This window comes from Bradyrhizobium sp. MI1.3, from assembly GCF_055811695.1.
Window position 1 is genome coordinate 81,105 of sequence record NZ_JBVVPQ010000002.1, and the last position, 16,593, is coordinate 97,697.

Below are 16,593 nucleotides of genomic sequence, written 5' to 3' on the forward strand. Positions count from 1 at the left end.
GATCGCCCGATCTGGAGCGCGCTGACGACCAGCCACCGCGCTGTACCAGCGCCAGGGGATGCGGATTCGGCGCCGCCTGCACGTCACTGCGTTCATGAAGCAGGAATGAGCCGCGCCGTCCGGTCAGGCTTCATATCCGGCGAATTCACGCTATATCGATCCCAACCATCATTGGGGGAAGCACATGGACGCCAGAACACCTGATTTTTCCGCCACGCGGACGGCTATGCAGCGTTACGTCGATCAGGAGATCATTCCGGGTGCATCCTGGGCGGTGCTGCGAGGCCGCGAGGTCGTCGATCAGCAGTGTGTCGGTTTCGCCGATCGCGAGGCCAGCACCGCGCTGCGGCCCGATCACATTTTTCGCGCGTTCTCCAATACCAAGGTCTTCGTCACCTGCGCGATCATGCTGCTGGTCGAGGAAGGCCGCATCGGGTTCGATGACGTTGTCGAGAAATTCCTGCCGCAACTCGGCAATCGCAAGGTTCTGAAGCCGGGCGCTTTGAGCCTTGCCGACGTCGAACCGGCGAAGAGCCCGATCACGATCCGGCAGCTTCTGACTCACACCTCCGGCCTCAGCTACGGCGTCTTCGATCCCGGTACGGTGCTGTTCAAAGCTTATAACGAGGCGCGCGTTCTCAATCCGTTGACGCCGCTGACCGGCATGATCGACCAGCTCGCCGATCTGCCGCTGTCCTTTCATCCCGGCACGTCCTGGGAATATTCGGTTGCGACCGACGTGCTTGGGCGTGTCGTGGAGGTGGTCTCCGGCAAGCCGCTCGACGCCGTCCTCAAGGCGCGCATCTTCGAGCCGCTCAGCATGACCGACACCGGCTTCCACGTGCCGGACGCGCAGCAGGGCAGGCTGGTGGCCCTCTACAACGGCGCGGATGTCCTCGACCCCATGAAGCCCGGCCTCACCCGGGCCGATGACCTGCCTTATCCGCAGGCCTATCGGCGGCAATTCCCGCGGCTGTCAGGTGGCGGCGGACTGGTCTCGACCTTGCCCGACATGCTTGCTTTGATACGGGCGCTGCTCCCCGGCTCGGATGCTCTGCTGAAGCCGGAGACGCTGCGGTTGATGATGACGAACCAGTTGCCCGCCGGCGAGAACATCCGCTTCGCCAATCTCGGCCCGATCCCCGGCAAGGGCTTTGGCCTCGGCGGCGCCGTCACCTTCGCGCCGACGCCGTTCGATCCCCCGAATTCGACCGGCGAATTCCAGTGGGGCGGCCTTGCCGGCACCCATTGGTGGATCTGCCCGCAGGCCAATACCGCCGGCGTGCTGATGACGCAGCGCTACATGGGCTTCTGGAATCCGTTCTTCTTCGAATTCAAGCGTCTGGCCTATCAGGCCGTCGGAGGCTGATCGCGAAAAAAATCTGCACGTTGCCGCGAATCCTTTTTGGTCGTCGCGCCCTCTCTTGACGGTCGAGGCATTTTGCCTCGGCTCATCTCGGAGGATGTGATGGGTTTTTACAGGAAGAATATCGGCGGCCTGCATCAGGCCGTGCGGATCGCCTTGGGCGTCGCGGTGGCCGTCGCGGCATTCGTGTATCTCACCGGCGCCGCGCTGTGGCTGGTTGCGCTCGGCGGTGCCGGTTTCGCGCTGACCGGCCTCGTCGGTTATTGTCCGATGTGCGCGATGGCCGGTATCGGCAGGGGAGGCGTGTCATGAGCGCCACTGTGATCTCGCCGGACCTGTTCGAGGCCGCGCGCCTCGGCGATCCCCAGGCGATCGCGTCGCTGCTCGAGACGGCGCAACCGAACATCCGCCGCTACGCCCGCGCCACCTGTCGCAGCTCGGTGGATGCCGAGGATGCGACGCAGGAGGCGCTGTGGATCCTGTTTCGCCATGTCGGCACGATCCGCTCCTGGCTGGCGTTTTCGGCCTGGCTGTTCAGTGTGGTCCGCCGCGAATGCCTGCGGCTCGCCCGCAAGGCGGGCCTTGCGCCGGCGATCGACGACGCGGAGGCGGAGGCGCTGCTGCTGTCGCGTCCTGAGGCCGATTTGCGGCTCGACGTCGCGGCGGCCTTCGAGGCGCTGCCGCCGCACTACCGCGACGTCGCGCTGATGCGCGACGTCAAGTAAATGACCATCGACGAAATCGCCGTCGCACTCGGTGCGACCCGGCAGACCGTGAAGGCACGCCTGCATCGCGCCCGCGCTCTGATGCGCGAATATCTGACGAGATGAGCCATGAGCGATTATCAAAGCCCTGACGATCTGAAATCCATCGCGGCCTTCGTGGCGCTCGCGCCGGTCGAGGCCAGCGCGTTCCTTGCGTTCAACCACGCGGTCGAGCGCGAGGATGGATTGATTCCGCCAAAATATCGGGAGCTGATCTCGCTCGCGGTCGCGCTCACCACGCAATGCGCCTATTGCCTCGATGTGCACACGGCGCAAGCGGTGAAGGCCGGTGTAACGCGCGAAGAAATCGCGGAAGCCGCGCTGATTGCGGCGGCGGTTCGCGCCGGCAGCACGCTCGGCCATGCGTTGTTGGCTCAGCGCCTGTTCGAGCGACATCGGGGCGAGGAACCCGGATAAAGGAGCGGGCGGACGCCCGTCAGGGATCAGGAAGTTGCCAAACTATCTCGGCCTTGACGGATTTCGCTTCGGCTGGGTTGCCGCCTGGATCGACCAGCGCGGCGATCACGGTTTCGACTATTCGCCGGGTCTCGCGCGGCTGCTCGCGCTGCCGCATGCACGCGCGATGATCGACATGCCGATCGGATTGAAATGGAGCGGATACCGCATCTGCGATTTGCGCGCACGCGAGCGGGTCGGTCCCGCCGTGTTTCTCGGCGCGCGCCGTGACCTCTGGCGATTTGCCGATATGGCTGCAGCTAACCGGCACTACTGGGAGCGCGAGGGCAAGGGCAGGGGCGTGTCGGCGCAGCTCTGGAACATCAGGGACAAGATCAGGGACGTCGACGAGATCATGACGCCGGAGCGGCAGGCGACCATCGGCGAAGCGCATCCGGAATTGATCTTCTGGAATCTGGCTGGGCGGGCCCGGCTCGCAAAGAAGGCCTCGGCAGAGGGCCGCGAGCAGCGCATCGCACTCCTGGAGCAGCGCGGCTTCGCGCGTTTGCCGAAATGGCTGACTCAACGACACGGCACCGGCATCGGCCGTAACGATCTCATCGACGCCTGTGCCTGCGCCATCGCGGCACGCGACAGCACGCAGAGGTTCGGCGGAGAGGAGACCGACCCGAGGGGCTTGCGGATGGAGATCAATTATTGAGGCTGTCGGCGTGCGAGGGGCCGGGAAAAAGCTGCAATTTATTTGAAGCTTGCAGGAACAGACGACGGCTGGCCTGCGTTCCTCGTGCGAACCGAACACGGAGAAGCTCGTCCGATGAGGGATGGCAGTCAATTCGCGACCGCGATGCTTGCGCTCGTCTTCACCGGAGCACTGCTGGTCACCGGCCAACTTTTCATCGAGCAACGCGCGCAGCGCGATGTGATGCACGCCACCAACCATTTGCTGCGGCCGCTGTGACCTGTGCGGGAAAATGATCTGACCACTCGACCTTGCGTCGTTCGTCCGCTTGCCTAGACTAGGCGGCATCTCATGAACGAAGCCGGGGTCCTGATGTCCGATCTGTCCGCCTTTCCCATCACCAAGCGCTGGCCGGCCAAGCACCCGGAGCTGCTCCAGCTCTATTCGCTGCCGACGCCGAACGGCGTCAAGGTCTCGATCATGCTGGAAGAGATCGGGCTTCCCTACGAAGTCCATCTCGTCGATTTCGGCAAGGACGACCAGAAGACGCCGGAATTCCTCTCGCTCAATCCGAATGGCAAGATCCCGGCGATCCTCGATCCCGACGGTCCCGGCGGGAGGCCGCTGCCGCTGTTCGAATCCGGGGCGATCCTGCAATACCTCGCGGAGAAGACCGGCAAGCTGCTGCCGCAGGATCCCGCGCGCCGCTACCAGACCCTCCAGTGGTTGCATTTCCAGATGGGTGGTATCGGGCCGATGTTCGGCCAGGTCGGCTTTTTCAACAAATTCGCCGGCAAGGACTTTGAGGACAAGCGGCCGCTCGAGCGCTACGTGGGCGAGGCCAAGCGGCTGCTCGGGGTGATGGAGATGCATCTTGCCGGCCGGCAATGGTTCATGGACGACGACTACACCATCGCCGACATCTCCATGCTCGGCTGGGTGCGCAACCTCATCGGCTTCTACGGCGCCGGCGATCTCGTCGAGTTCAGCCAGTTCAAATCCGTCGCCGCCTGGCTCGAACGCGGGCTGGCGCGTCCGGCGGTCGAGCGCGGGCTGAACATTCCGAAGCGGCCGTAAGATCAGGTTAGCGCCTTGTGGGTCATGTAGAGCGCCATCAGCAGGATGAGGGCGATCATGACCCGGCGCAGTACCGATTTGCTGACGCCATTGGCAGCGCGTGCACCGAGATCGGTGCCGACCCAGAGGCCGGCCAGGATGCCGATGATGGCCGGCCAGCCGACCATGAGCCCCTTGTTCCAATAGATCCACGCGGCCGGAATATTGGTCGGGATGACCGAGAAGACGAGGCTGACGAGCTGCGCCTGATGCTGCGGCACCCGCAGGCCTGCCGCCAGCCCGACGGTAATCGCCAGCCCGCCGCCGATGCCCATGAAGCCGGAGGAAAATCCGGCAAGCATGCCGATGAGGAGCAGCGGCAGCCACGGCAGCTCGTCTCGGTCGCCGGTCTCATTGCTTTTGTCCTCGCGGTCGCGGCGCAGGATCAGGAGAGCGATCAGTGCGACGAGATAGACGACGTAGGTCCATTGCAACACCGCGTCGGAGACTGCGGCCGCAGCGTAGCCGCCGCCGGCGCCGCCGAACAGAAAGCCGATGCCGATCCAGACGATCCACAGCAACGGGCTGCGATTGCCGTTCTGCCAATAGCGGCGAACACCCGCGAGTCCTGTCGGTGGAACCTGCGTGATCAGCGATGTGCCCTGGGCGACGTGTTGCTCGGCGCCGAGCAGCAGCACGCTGAAAATCACGAGACCGCCTCCTGGGCTCGTGCCCATGAAGCCCGATGTCAGCCCGCCGATGAGACCGACCCCAATGCCTGCGAGCAGGTCGTGGACCCACGACATCGCTCAGTTCCTGGTCCGTCGCTTGACGTCGGCCTTCGTGGTGCGAAAACCATCGATCACGCCGGTCACGGCCGCCATGCAGGCCTCGATGTCAAAATCCTGGCCCCAGCATTTTTGCAGCAGAAATCCCTGGAAGATCGCAATCAGCACGCGCGCGATCGCTTCAGGACCGAGATCGCGCTTGATGAGGCCGTCATGCTGGCCGCGCTCGACCAGTGCGACGATCAGGGCGCGCGGCATGTCGATGCCTTCCACGACGCTGGTGCGGACGCGTCGGTTGCGCAGGGCCTCGGCCCAGCCATGGATACCGACACGGCGGCGCGCTTCGCCGGCGGGGTCGGTGAGCCATTGCGCGTAGACGCCGACCAGTGCGTGAAGTCTTTCGATCGGATCGCCCGATCCTTGCGCGACCGAGTTGAGCACGGCCTCGCGCCGATGCCGGTCGTCGGCGAGTGCCTCGATCAGATCGTCCTTGCTCTGGAAGTAGAGATAGACGGCACCGTGGCTCAGCCCCGACCGTTTGACGATGTCGGCCATCCCGGTCTGGTGAAAACCGTCCTCGGCGAAGCAGGCAAGAGCGGCTTCGAGGATCTGCTGCCGCCGGCTTTCGCGTTGCTTGTCGCTGATCTTGGGCATCCGGCTATCCATAAATAACTGACAGGTCGATCGTTTTATTCGTTCCTCGGGGGAGGTAGTAGATAAGGGCGGCTTAGATAAAAAACGATCAGTCAGTCATTTATATTATCAAAAAGGGATCCCGGTCAATCCCGACGCCCCGGGTCGGGAAACAGGAGGGCTGAACCGTTAAAGGGGACGCCGCCGGCGGCCTGGGACCGCCCCTCGATCGTGCGGTGCTAGAACAGCCGTCCGCCGTTCGGCACGGGCTTGCTCGGCTGCACCAGCACGACCTTGCCGTCGGTATCGGGGAAACCGAGGGTGAGCACCTCCGAGACAACCGGGCCGATCTGGCGCGGCGGGAAATTCACGACCGCGGCCACCTGTTGGCCCACCAGCGTTTCAAGCGGATGATTTTCGGTGATCTGCGCCGAGCTCTTGCGCACACCGATCGCGGGACCGAAGTCGATCCACAGCCGCCAGGCCGGCTTGCGCGCCTCCGGGAACGGCTTCGCATCGACGATGGTGCCGACGCGGATATCGACCGCGAGGAAGGTGTCGAAGTCGATGGTCGGCGACGCAGTCGCGGCTGGATCGTGAGTGACGTGCATGGAGTGTCCGTTCGAAGAGCTGGCGTCATTCGCAATATTGTCGCGCGAACCGGAGTTGCGTACAACGCCTTGGGATCACGATACGACGGATGCGCGAGGAACGTTTTGCCCAACATCATCTACGGCATCAAGAACTGCGACACCATGAAGAAGGCGCGCGCCTGGCTCGACAGCCATGGCGTCGCCTACGCGTTTCACGACTACAAGACGGCGGGCGTGGAGAAGGACAAGCTCAAGCAGTGGAGCGACAGGGTCGGTTGGGAGACGCTGCTCAACCGCGCCGGGACGACATTCAAGAAGCTGCCCGATGCCGACAAGGAAGGCCTCTCCGAGAAAAAGGCGCTGGCGTTGATGCTAGCGCAACCATCGATGATCAAGCGGCCGGTGCTCGAAGTTGGCGGCAAGCTGCTGGTCGGCTTCAAGCCGGACGTCTATGCCAAGGAAGTCAAGACCAAGGAAGCCGCCGCCAAATCGCGCTGAGCGCTAGTTCAGCTCGATGATCTCGCTGGGAAGGCCGGAGCCCTGCTGGTCCGCGAACTCGACCAGCTCGGCCCGCGCGATGCGGCCTGGGGTGCGGTGGAACAGGTCGCGGTCGATCACCGCGCGCAATCTCGGGCGCGGCAGCGCGTCATTTCCGCGCATCAGATTCTTGATCTCGAAGCCGCCGTCCTCGCAGAAGGTCTTGAGCGATGCGATGATGTGACAGACCTTGCCGTCGGTCTGGAACGGCAGCAGCAGGCGCTCATAGGCGACGATACGGCCGTAGATGTCATCGACGTCGGCAACGCTGTAGACTGGCACCCCGCGCGCCACGCATTCATGATAGACCGGCATTACCAGGGGCACGAGACGCGGCCCGATATAGTCGTCGAGCAGAACGCCCTTGCCGGTGTGTCCATAGGCGCGCGAGATGCGCGTACCTTCGCTCTGGATGGTCAGACGCGGTGTCGGCGTCGACATGTCCACCGTATAATAGATCAGATCGGAGAGCTCTTCCTCGAGCCGCGCAGGCTGGTACTCCCAAATCGCCGGGGCCGTCTGCTCGCGCGCATAGAGCCGCAGCCACGTGTTCAGGAGATCACGCTGCCTGATCGACTTGACCACGGAAGGAGCGGCGCTTGCAAAATCCAACACAATATTCCCGGCGAATAGAAATTCCGGACGCATGAAACCCGCGCATGATCCTCGCTGCGGGAAAATTTTCTATGAAGGCTGGCGCATGGAACGAAAGACCGTTAACGACGGCTTGATGACCGGCGCTTTGCGAACCGGGAAGCCGGGCAGGCGCGACATCAAAACACGTCCGACTAAGGGAGCATAAGTCTCCCGGCCGGAGGCCTGACCTGCTCAGCTTTCCGCCTTGCCTAACCCCCGTCACCTCCGGCATATTCCGCGCCCGGAGGCGGCGTTCCGGATGGGCTCCAGGGAGTGGCTCCAAGGCCTCCGGAAAGCCGAAGCAACAAGGATAGCCACGCGCGTTGTGCGGGCAGGGGGAAAACTGTTTGGCCGATGAGTTCATTCTCGAAACGGAAGGCTTGACCAAGGAGTTCGCGGGCTTCTTCGCCGTCCGCGACGTTGCGCTCAAGGTTCGCCGTGGGAGCATTCACGCGTTGATCGGCCCGAACGGTGCCGGCAAGACGACGTGTTTCAATCTTTTGACCAAGTTCCTCAAACCGTCTGCCGGAAAAATCCTGTACAAGGGGCAGGACATCACCGCGATGGCGCCCGCCGATGTGGCCCGCCTGGGGCTGGTTCGCTCGTTCCAGATCTCGGCCGTATTTCCCCATCTCACCGCGCTGGAAAACGTCCGCGTCGCGCTTCAGCGCCAGCACGGCAGCTCCTTCGATTTCTGGCGCTCAAAGTCCGTGCTCAACCAATTCAACGATCGCGCGCGCGAGCTGTTGAACGATGTCGGCCTCAGCGAGTTTTCCAATACGCCCGCGGTCGAGATGCCCTACGGGCGCAAGCGCGCACTGGAGATCGCAACCACGCTCGCACTCGACCCTGAGATGATGCTGCTGGACGAGCCGATGGCCGGCATGGGCCACGAGGACATCGATAAGATCGCGGCGCTGATCAAGCGCATTTCCGCGAAATACACCATCCTGATGGTCGAGCATAATCTGAGCGTCGTGGCCAATCTCTCCGACATCATCACCGTGTTGACGCGCGGGCAGGTGCTCGCGCAAGGCCATTACAGCGAGCTCACCAAGGACGAACGCGTCAAGGAAGCCTATCTGGGAGCCGGTCATGGCTGAGACTGCAACGGCGGAAGCTCCCGCAAAGGCCGCGAGCGGCGGCAACCTCCTCCAGGTCCGCAACCTGGAAGCCTGGTACGGCGAGTCCCACATCCTGCACGGGATCAACTTCGACGTGAACGCAGGCGAGGTCGTCACCCTGCTCGGGCGCAACGGCGCCGGCAAGACCACCACGCTGAAGTCGATCATGGGCATCATCGGCAAGCGCACCGGCTCGGTGAAGTTCAACAACCAGGACATCATCCGCACGACCTCGGACAAGATCGCGCGGATGGGAATCGCGTTCTGCCCGGAAGAGCGCGGAATTTTCTCCAGCCTCGATGTCCGGGAGAACCTGCTGTTGCCACCGGTGGTGCGTCCCGGCGGATTGCCGCTCGAGCAGATCTTCGATCTGTTTCCGAACCTGAAGGAACGGCTCAACAGCCAGGGAACCAAACTCTCCGGCGGCGAGCAGCAGATGCTCGCGATCGCGCGCATCCTGCGCACCGGTGCGAACTTCCTGATGCTGGACGAGCCGACCGAGGGTCTCGCGCCCGTCATCATCCAGCAGATCGGCCACACCATTGCGCGGCTCAAGAAAGAGGGTTTTACGATCCTCCTGGTCGAGCAGAACTTCCGGTTCGCGTCCACCGTCGCCGACCGCTATTACGTGGTCGAGCACGGCAAGATCATTGACGGATTTTCCAATGCGGAGCTTGCCGCCAACATGGACAAGCTCCACACCTATCTCGGCGTCTAGAACTGCCAACAAAAAGATTCATAGGGAAGTAGCATGATGACAAAGTCGATTGCGTCGTTTCTGCTCGGCACGGCGCTGGCCGTGACCGCCACCGGTGCAGCCTTCGCGCAGGACAAGACCGTCAAGATCGGCGCGCTGTCCGATCAGTCCGGGCTCTATGCCGACCTCGGCGGACCGGGCTCGACGCTCGCCGCGCAGATGGCCATTGAAGATTCCGGCCTGGCTGCGAAGGGCTGGAAGATCGACATCATCTCGGGTGATCACCAGAACAAGCCCGACATCGGCACCGCGATCGCGCGGCAATGGTTTGACGTCGACAAGGTCGACGTCATCGTCGACGTGCCGAATTCCGGCGTGGCGCTTGCGGTCAACAACGTCGTCAAGGAAAAGAACGGCGTCTACATCAACTCGGGCGCGGCGACCTCGGATTTGACCAACGCGCAGTGCTCGCCCAACACGGTGCACTGGACCTACGACACCTACATGCTGGCCCACACCACCGGCCAGGCGCTGGTGAAGGCTGGCGGCGACACCTGGTTCTTTCTGACCGCGGACTACGCCTTTGGCGCGGCGCTGGAGCGCGACACCACCGCTGTCGTTACGGCCAATGGCGGCAAGGTGGTCGGCGGCGTCAAGCACCCGCTGAACACGCCGGACTTCTCGTCCTTCCTGCTCCAGGCGCAGGCCTCCAAGGCCAAGATCATCGGCCTTGCCAATGCGGGCGGCGACACCACCAACACGATCAAGCAGGCGGCCGAGTTCGGCATCGTCAAGGGCGGCCAGAAGCTCGCGGCGCTGCTGCTGTTCCTGACTGACGTCAAGGCGATCGGGCTCGAGACCGCTCAAGGCCTCAACTTCACCGAGACCTTCTACTGGGACATGAACGACCAGACCCGGGCGTTCTCCAAGCGCTTCGCCGAGAAGATGAAGAACAACGCGCCGCCGACCATGGTGCAGGCCGGCGTCTATGCGGGCGTGCGTCACTATTTCAAGGCACTGGAAGCGCTCGGCGGCAACCCGCACGACGGCGCCAAGGTCGTCGAGAAGATGAAGTCGATGCCGACGGAAGACGATCTGTTCGGCAAGGGCGAGATCCAGCCCAACGGTCGCACCATCCACAATGCCTATCTGTTCGAGGTGAAGAAGCCCTCCGAGTCCAAGGGACCGTGGGACTTCTACAAGCTGGTCGGCACGGTACCGGGCGACCAGGCCTTCACGCCGCTGTCCGAGAGCAAGTGCGCGCTCTTGAAGAAGTAAGATAACCGCCCGCAGGCCATCAGGCCTGCGGGCGACTTTCAGGGAACGCCGAAGGGACCGGGTGCGGGATCGATGCAGGCTCTTTACGCTCAGCTACTGGTGGGACTGATCAACGGCTCGTTCTACGCGCTGCTCAGTCTCGGGCTTGCCGTGATCTTCGGCATGCTCAACATCATCAATTTCGCCCATGGCGCGCTCTACATGATGGGCGCGTTCGTCGCCTACTTCCTGCTGAACATCGGCGGCATCAACTACTGGTGGGCGTTACTGCTTGCCCCGATCATCGTCGGCATCTTCGGCATGATCCTGGAACGGACCATGCTGCAATGGCTGACGGGGCTCGATCATCTCTACGGCCTGCTCCTGACCTTCGGCATTGCGCTGATCGTGCAGGGCGTGTTCCAGAACTATTTCGGCTCCTCCGGCATGCCTTACGCCATTCCGGACCAGCTCAAGGGCGGCATGAATCTCGGCTTCATGTTCCTGCCCATCTATCGCGGCTGGGTCGTCATCTTCTCGCTGATCGTGTGTGTTGCGACCTGGTTCCTGATCGAGAAGACGCGGCTCGGCGCCTATTTGCGTGCCGCGACTGAGAACCCGACGCTGGTGCGCGCTTTCGGCGTCAACGTGCCGCGCATGATCACGCTGACCTATGGTTTGGGTGTCGGCCTGGCCGCGCTTGCTGGCGTGCTCTCGGCGCCGATCAACCAGGTGCGGCCGCTGATGGGCGCCGACCTGATCATCGTGGTGTTCGCGGTGGTCGTGATCGGCGGCATGGGATCGATCATGGGCTCCATCATCACCGGCTTTGCGCTCGGTGTGATCGAGGGCATGACCAAATATTTCTACCCCGAGGCCTCCAACACCGTCGTGTTCGTGCTGATGGTGCTGGTGCTCTTGGTGAAGCCAACGGGATTGACGGGAAGGGCGGCCTGATATGACAGCCTTGACGGACGACACGCTGCCGGTAACCCCGCGCGCGATCCGCGACGAGATGATCGTGTTCGTGGTGATGGCGCTGCTGCTGGCTTCGGTGCCATTCACGGGAGTCTACCCGTTCTTCGTGATGCAGGCACTGTGCTTCGCGCTGCTCGCCTGCGCCTTCAACCTGCTGATCGGCTATGGCGGTTTGCTGTCCTTCGGTCATGCGATGTTCCTGGGCACGGCCGGCTATTGCAGCGCGCATGCTCTGAAGGTCTGGGCGCTGCCGCCGGAGCTCGGCATCCTCGTCGGCGTCGCCGGTGCCTTCGTGCTCTCGCTCATCACGGGCTATATCTCGATCCGGCGCCAGGGCATCTATTTCTCGATGATCACGCTGGCGCTGTCGCAGCTTCTGTACTTCATCTACCTCCAGGCGCCGTTCACCCATGGCGAAGACGGTATCCAGGGCATCCCGCAAGGACGCATGTTTGGCCTGTTCGATCTGACCAAGCCGACCGTGCTCTATTACGTGGTTCTGGTCGGCTTCCTCGCCGGCTTCTTGCTGATCTTCCGCATCATCAACTCACCGTTCGGCGAAGTCCTCAAGGCGATCCGCGAGAACGAGCCGCGCGCGATCTCGCTGGGTTACCGGACCGATCAGTACAAGTTCCTGGCTTTCGTGCTGTCGGGCACGCTGGCCGGCTTTGCCGGTGCGCTGAAAGTCTTCGTGGCGCAGAATGCCTCGCTCACCGACGTGCACTGGTCGATGTCGGGCGAAGTCGTGCTGATGACGCTGGTCGGTGGTCTAGGAACCGTGTTCGGTCCCGTGGTCGGTGCCTTCGTGATCATCGCCATGCAGCAATATCTGGCGGGGTTCGGGCAGTGGGTGACCGTGATCCAGGGCTCGATCTTCGTGATCTGCGTGCTCACCTTCCGCCGTGGCGTCATCGGCGAAATCGCGCATTACTTCCGGCGGTCGCTGTAAGTCATTGATCTAATGGAAGATGTGTTGACTCGCGAAAGCGGTGGATGATCCGGCTCCACGGGCGTGAGGTGGCACGCGCGTGGATCGAAAATGGTCTATGACAGTTTCATGACGGCCCCCTTTGGCCAAGCCATTATCCAACCGGTAGTTTCTCTCCCATGATGCGATTGTTTCGCTCTTTCCTGCCCAAGGAAGAACGGTTCTTCGACCTGTTCGACCGCCACGCCCAGACCGTGATCCAGGGCTCGATCGCGCTCCAGAGCATGCTCAACGGGGGCGAGGAGACGCCGGTCTATTGCCAGCGCGTCAACCAGTTCGAGAACGATGCGGACAATATCACCCGTGAGGTGCTGACGGCGGTGCGTCGCACCTTCATCACCCCGTTCGACCGCGGCGACATCAAGAACCTGATCACCTCGATGGACGACGCCATCGACCAGATGCAGCAGACCGCCAAGGCCGTGATGCTGTTCGAGGTCCGCAGCTTCGAGCCGCCGATGCGGGAGATCGGCGGGCTCCTGATCGAATGCGCCAATCTGGTCGGCCGTGCGCTGCCGTTGATGCAGAAGATCGGTCAGAACGTGGCTATGCTGACTGCGATCACCGAAGAGCTGGGCAAGCTGGAAGGCCGCGTCGACGATCTCCATGATATCGGGCTGAAGGAACTGTTCCTCAAGCATCGCGACGGCAACGCGATGGATTTCATCGTCGGCGCAGAGATCTACGACCATCTCGAGAAAGTCGCCGACCGCTTCGACGACGTCGCGAACGAGATCAACAGCATCGTCATCGAGCAAGTTTAGGGCAGGGGCGACGCCGTGGATGTTGCGTTGGGTCTTCCCGTCCTGGTCGGATTGATTGCCGTCGCGCTGCTGTTCGACTTCCTGAACGGCCTGCACGACGCCGCCAATTCGATTGCGACCATCGTCTCGACCCGCGTGCTGCGGCCGCAATACGCGGTGTTCTGGGCCGCGTTCTTCAATTTCGTCGCCTTCATGGTGTTCGGACTGCACGTCGCCCAGACCATCGGCACCGGCATCATCGATCCCGCGATCGTGGATGCCCAGGTGATCTTCGCCGCGCTCGTCGGCGCCATCGTCTGGAACCTCGTGACATGGGCCCTCGGCATCCCATCGTCCTCGTCTCATGCATTGATCGGCGGCTTGTTTGGTGCCGGTGTGGCCAAAGCCGGCCTTTCGGCGGCGGTCTGGAGCGGATTGTCCAAGACGGTGATCGCTATCGTGCTGTCTCCGCTCGTCGGCTTCCTGCTCGCGATGGTGCTGGTCGCGATCGTCTCCTGGGCCTCGGTGCGCTCCACGCCCTTTGCCGTGGATCGCGCCTTCCGCATCCTGCAATTCGCCTCCGCCTCGCTCTATTCGCTTGGCCATGGCGGCAACGATGCGCAGAAGACCATGGGCATCATCGCCGTGCTGCTCTATTCGCAGGGCCAGCTCGGCGGCGAATTCTTCGTCCCCTTCTGGGTGGTGCTCTCGTGCCAGGCCGCGATGGCGATGGGGACGCTGATGGGCGGCTGGCGCATCGTTCGCACCATGGGCCTGCGCATCACCAAGCTGACCCCGATGCAGGGCTTTTGCGCCGAGACCGGCGGTGCCGCGACCCTGTTCATGGCGACCTTCCTCGGCGTTCCAGTCTCGACCACCCACACCATCACCGGGGCCATCGTCGGCGTCGGCGCCGCCCGCCGCCTTTCGGCGGTGCGCTGGAACGTCGCCAGCTCGATCGTCTATGCCTGGGTGATCACGATGCCGGCCTCGGCCATCGTCGCCGCGCTCTCCTGGTGGGCGGTCAAGCTCTTCGTCAAGTAACCAGCTTCAGCCCGACAATCCCGGCGACGATCAGCCCGATGCTGGCGAGGCGGAACGCGGTGGCCGGCTCGCCGAACAGGATGATGCCGAGCGTCGCGGTACCGACCGCGCCGATGCCGGTCCAGACGGCATAAGCGGTTCCAATCGGCAGCGATTTGAGGGCGAGCCCGAGCAGGAGGATGCTGCCGGCCATGGCGCCGAGTGTGAGGACTGACGGAACGAGCTTGCTGAACCCCTCGGTATATTTGAGGCCGATCGCCCAGGAGACCTCCAGCAGACCGGCGACGAACAGGATGCTCCAGGCCATGACGACCCTCCATTCAAGGCAGGGTCGTCCCCGCGACTGGCGTGCCGATAGGAAGGGAAGGCCGTCCCTCCCAAACAAGCCCGATATGGGGCTGGCCGGAAGGCTCCGCAATCACCAGATGAGGCTTGATCAGGCTCATTTTCCCTGCCAAACGCTGCCGCAATGTCCGACATCGCCACCACAGCCGAATCGACGGCCCGTTCCTCGCTTGCCGCTGAAGTGTCGCGGCGGCGTACCTTTGCGATCATCTCGCATCCGGACGCCGGCAAGACCACGCTGACCGAAAAGCTGCTGCTGTTCGGTGGCGCCATCAATCTGGCCGGCCAGGTCAAGGCCAAGGGCGAGCGCCGCAACACGCGTTCGGACTGGATGAAGATCGAGCGCGAGCGCGGAATCTCGGTCGTGACCTCGGTCATGACCTTCGAGTTCGAGGGCCTCGTTTTCAACCTGCTGGACACGCCGGGTCACGAGGACTTTTCGGAAGATACCTATCGCACGCTCACGGCGGTCGATTCCGCCGTCATGGTGATCGACGCTGCCAAGGGCATCGAGGCGCGCACCCGAAAGCTGTTCGAGGTATGTCGTCTTCGCGACATCCCGATCATCACCTTCATCAACAAGATGGACCGCGAGAGCCGCGACGTCTTCGAGCTCCTGGACGAGATCGAGAAGACGCTGGCGCTCGATACCACGCCAATGACCTGGCCTGTCGGCCGCGGCCGCGAGTTCCTCGGCACCTATGACGTCGTCAATGGCGGCGTGCGCCTGCTCGAAGGCGGCGGTGCCAAGACCGGCGCGGCGCAGCAGATCGAGATCGCCGAGCTCGCCAAGCTCAACGCCAATCTCGACGTGTCAGCGGTCAAGGACGAGCTCGAGCTCGTCACCGCGGCTTCAAAGCCGTTCGAGCTCGAAGCGTTTCGCGAGGGCCATCTGACGCCGGTCTATTTCGGCAGCGCGCTACGCAATTTCGGCGTCGGCGACCTGCTGCAAGGCCTCGGCAAGTTCGCGCCCGAGCCGCGCGCGCAGGAGAGCGACCAGCGCAAGGTCGAAGCCACCGACCCGCGCATGAGCGCCTTCGTGTTCAAGATCCAGGCCAACATGGATCCCAACCATCGCGACCGTATCGCCTTCGCCCGCCTCTGCTCCGGCAAGCTCAGCCGCGGCATGAAGGCGAAGCTCGTGCGCACCGGCAAGAGCATGCCGCTGTCGAGCCCGCAATTCTTCTTCGCGCAGGACCGTTCGGTTGCGGACGAGGCTTATGCCGGCGATGTCGTCGGCATTCCCAATCACGGCACGCTGCGCATCGGCGATACGCTGACCGACGGTGAGGATTTCAACTTCGTCGGCGTGCCGAGCTTTGCGCCGGAAATCGTCCGCCGCGTACGTCTCACCGATGCGATGAAAGCGAAGAAGCTGAAGGAAGCGCTTCAGCAGATGTCGGAAGAGGGCGTGGTGCAGGTGTTCCGTCCCCGCGACGGTGCGCCCGCGTTGGTCGGCGTCGTCGGCGCGCTCCAGCTCGACGTGCTCAAGGCGCGGCTGGATGCGGAATATTCCCTGCCGGTCGAGTTCGAGGTCAGCGAGTTCCAGCTCGCGCGCTGGGTCTCTTCGGACGACCGCAAGAAGCTCGACACCTTCATCGCCGCCAACACCTCCAGCATCGCCGACGATGTCGACGGCGATCCCGTCTATCTGGCGCGGAACGAGTTCTATCTCGGCTACACCAGGGAACGGGCCGAAGGCATCGCGTTCACCAACGTCAAGGACGTCAAGAAGAAGGGGTAGGGGCGTTCCGTCCGCTCCTCACCCTCCGCTGCCATGCCCCGCGAAAGCGGGGCATCCAGTACGCCGCAGCCTCTCGGCTCAATCACAATCGCCTCTGGGATACTGGGTCGGGGGGGGGGGGCGGGCGCCCGCCCCCCCCGGGGGGGGCGCGCAATTTGAACAGTGGGGGGGGGAGGGGGGGAGGCGCGGGGCCCCGTGGTGGGA

At 63.2% G+C, this 16,593-nt stretch carries 20 protein-coding genes and 1 pseudogene; 16 read left to right on the forward strand and 5 right to left on the reverse strand.

Annotation, left to right across the window (positions count from 1 at the left end):
• The first annotated feature begins 184 nt into the window (after nucleotides 1-184).
• The 7 genes and pseudogenes from AC0L3A_RS01520 to AC0L3A_RS01550 all read left to right on the forward strand — a co-directional run bounded on the left by AC0L3A_RS01520 (nucleotide 185) and on the right by AC0L3A_RS01550 (nucleotide 4,303).
• Complete coding sequence (locus tag AC0L3A_RS01520) at nucleotides 185-1,369, forward strand: serine hydrolase domain-containing protein (RefSeq protein ID WP_473253460.1); 1,185 nt, start codon at nucleotides 185-187, stop codon at nucleotides 1,367-1,369.
• 99 nt (nucleotides 1,370-1,468) lie between these two features.
• Nucleotides 1,469-1,678: a YgaP family membrane protein gene (locus AC0L3A_RS01525; protein WP_007592115.1), complete on the forward strand. Its 210-nt coding sequence runs from the start codon at nucleotides 1,469-1,471 to the stop codon at nucleotides 1,676-1,678.
• A pseudogene (locus tag AC0L3A_RS01530) lies at nucleotides 1,675-2,196 on the forward strand (RNA polymerase sigma factor). Before AC0L3A_RS01525 ends, AC0L3A_RS01530 begins: the two are co-directional and overlap by 4 nt.
• Before the next feature lie 3 nt (nucleotides 2,197-2,199).
• Complete coding sequence (locus AC0L3A_RS01535; protein ID WP_007592111.1) at nucleotides 2,200-2,547, forward strand: carboxymuconolactone decarboxylase family protein; 348 nt, start codon at nucleotides 2,200-2,202, stop codon at nucleotides 2,545-2,547.
• A gap of 34 nt (nucleotides 2,548-2,581) precedes the next feature.
• Nucleotides 2,582-3,247, forward strand: a complete 666-nt coding sequence (locus tag AC0L3A_RS01540; protein ID WP_473253462.1) for a DUF429 domain-containing protein — start codon at nucleotides 2,582-2,584, stop codon at nucleotides 3,245-3,247.
• 114 nt (nucleotides 3,248-3,361) lie between these two features.
• Complete coding sequence (locus tag AC0L3A_RS01545) at nucleotides 3,362-3,505, forward strand: hypothetical protein (RefSeq protein ID WP_007592105.1); 144 nt, start codon at nucleotides 3,362-3,364, stop codon at nucleotides 3,503-3,505.
• Between the two features lie 93 nt (nucleotides 3,506-3,598).
• A complete protein-coding gene (locus AC0L3A_RS01550) occupies nucleotides 3,599-4,303 on the forward strand; it encodes a glutathione S-transferase family protein (protein WP_035994942.1) in 705 nt (234 codons plus the stop codon).
• A 2-nt stretch (nucleotides 4,304-4,305) separates the two neighbouring features.
• Here the strand turns inward: AC0L3A_RS01550 and AC0L3A_RS01555 are convergent, their stop codons facing one another.
• From AC0L3A_RS01555 to AC0L3A_RS01565, 3 genes are all read right to left on the reverse strand, one after another.
• Nucleotides 4,306-5,088: a sulfite exporter TauE/SafE family protein gene (locus AC0L3A_RS01555; protein ID WP_473253464.1), complete on the reverse strand. Its 783-nt coding sequence runs from the start codon at nucleotides 5,086-5,088 to the stop codon at nucleotides 4,306-4,308.
• Between the two features lie 3 nt (nucleotides 5,089-5,091).
• Entirely contained in the window at nucleotides 5,092-5,724 is a 633-nt protein-coding gene (locus AC0L3A_RS01560) for a TetR/AcrR family transcriptional regulator (protein WP_473253465.1), read from the reverse strand.
• 218 nt (nucleotides 5,725-5,942) lie between these two features.
• Nucleotides 5,943-6,314 carry a tRNA-binding protein gene (locus AC0L3A_RS01565; protein WP_007592097.1) on the reverse strand — a complete coding sequence of 124 codons (372 nt, stop codon included), beginning with the start codon at nucleotides 6,312-6,314 and terminating at the stop codon, nucleotides 5,943-5,945.
• 105 nt (nucleotides 6,315-6,419) lie between these two features.
• Between AC0L3A_RS01565 and AC0L3A_RS01570 the strand changes: the two genes are divergently transcribed.
• Nucleotides 6,420-6,794, forward strand: coding sequence for an ArsC family reductase (locus AC0L3A_RS01570; RefSeq protein WP_473253467.1), 375 nt, complete (start codon nucleotides 6,420-6,422; stop codon nucleotides 6,792-6,794).
• Nucleotides 6,795-6,797: 3 nt separating this feature from the next.
• Here AC0L3A_RS01570 and AC0L3A_RS01575 read toward each other — a convergent pair whose 3' ends face one another.
• Nucleotides 6,798-7,481, reverse strand: coding sequence for a hypothetical protein (locus AC0L3A_RS01575; RefSeq protein WP_473253470.1), 684 nt, complete (start codon nucleotides 7,479-7,481; stop codon nucleotides 6,798-6,800).
• Nucleotides 7,482-7,816: 335 nt separating this feature from the next.
• On the opposite strand from AC0L3A_RS01575, the gene AC0L3A_RS01580 reads away from it, so the two are divergent.
• From AC0L3A_RS01580 to AC0L3A_RS01610, 7 genes are all read left to right on the forward strand, one after another.
• On the forward strand, nucleotides 7,817-8,572 hold the full coding sequence (locus tag AC0L3A_RS01580; protein WP_018459153.1) for an ABC transporter ATP-binding protein: 756 nt from the start codon (nucleotides 7,817-7,819) through the stop codon (nucleotides 8,570-8,572).
• Nucleotides 8,565-9,311 carry an ABC transporter ATP-binding protein gene (locus AC0L3A_RS01585; protein ID WP_027517481.1) on the forward strand — a complete coding sequence of 249 codons (747 nt, stop codon included), beginning with the start codon at nucleotides 8,565-8,567 and terminating at the stop codon, nucleotides 9,309-9,311. The genes AC0L3A_RS01580 and AC0L3A_RS01585 overlap by 8 nt, the downstream gene beginning before the upstream one ends.
• 33 nt (nucleotides 9,312-9,344) lie before the next feature.
• Nucleotides 9,345-10,568 carry an ABC transporter substrate-binding protein gene (locus tag AC0L3A_RS01590; RefSeq protein WP_007592089.1) on the forward strand — a complete coding sequence of 408 codons (1,224 nt, stop codon included), beginning with the start codon at nucleotides 9,345-9,347 and terminating at the stop codon, nucleotides 10,566-10,568.
• A 72-nt stretch (nucleotides 10,569-10,640) separates the two neighbouring features.
• Nucleotides 10,641-11,504 (forward strand): branched-chain amino acid ABC transporter permease, encoded by an 864-nt coding sequence (locus AC0L3A_RS01595; protein ID WP_007592087.1) that lies wholly within the window; start codon nucleotides 10,641-10,643, stop codon nucleotides 11,502-11,504.
• 1 nt (nucleotide 11,505) lies between these two features.
• Entirely contained in the window at nucleotides 11,506-12,474 is a 969-nt protein-coding gene (locus tag AC0L3A_RS01600) for a branched-chain amino acid ABC transporter permease (protein ID WP_219683217.1), read from the forward strand.
• A 158-nt stretch (nucleotides 12,475-12,632) separates the two neighbouring features.
• Nucleotides 12,633-13,277 carry a DUF47 domain-containing protein gene (locus AC0L3A_RS01605; RefSeq protein WP_007592082.1) on the forward strand — a complete coding sequence of 215 codons (645 nt, stop codon included), beginning with the start codon at nucleotides 12,633-12,635 and terminating at the stop codon, nucleotides 13,275-13,277.
• Between the two features lie 15 nt (nucleotides 13,278-13,292).
• Nucleotides 13,293-14,300: an inorganic phosphate transporter gene (locus AC0L3A_RS01610; RefSeq protein ID WP_007592081.1), complete on the forward strand. Its 1,008-nt coding sequence runs from the start codon at nucleotides 13,293-13,295 to the stop codon at nucleotides 14,298-14,300.
• On the opposite strand, the gene sugE is transcribed toward AC0L3A_RS01610, so the two are convergent.
• Nucleotides 14,293-14,607 carry a quaternary ammonium compound efflux SMR transporter SugE gene (sugE, locus tag AC0L3A_RS01615; RefSeq protein WP_007592079.1) on the reverse strand — a complete coding sequence of 105 codons (315 nt, stop codon included), beginning with the start codon at nucleotides 14,605-14,607 and terminating at the stop codon, nucleotides 14,293-14,295. The two genes, AC0L3A_RS01610 and sugE, sit on opposite strands and share 8 nt — an antisense overlap.
• 162 nt (nucleotides 14,608-14,769) lie before the next feature.
• Here sugE and AC0L3A_RS01620 point away from each other — a divergent pair, with 162 nt between their 5' ends.
• Nucleotides 14,770-16,389 (forward strand): peptide chain release factor 3, encoded by a 1,620-nt coding sequence (locus AC0L3A_RS01620; protein WP_007592078.1) that lies wholly within the window; start codon nucleotides 14,770-14,772, stop codon nucleotides 16,387-16,389.
• The last annotated feature ends 204 nt before the right edge of the window (nucleotides 16,390-16,593 follow it).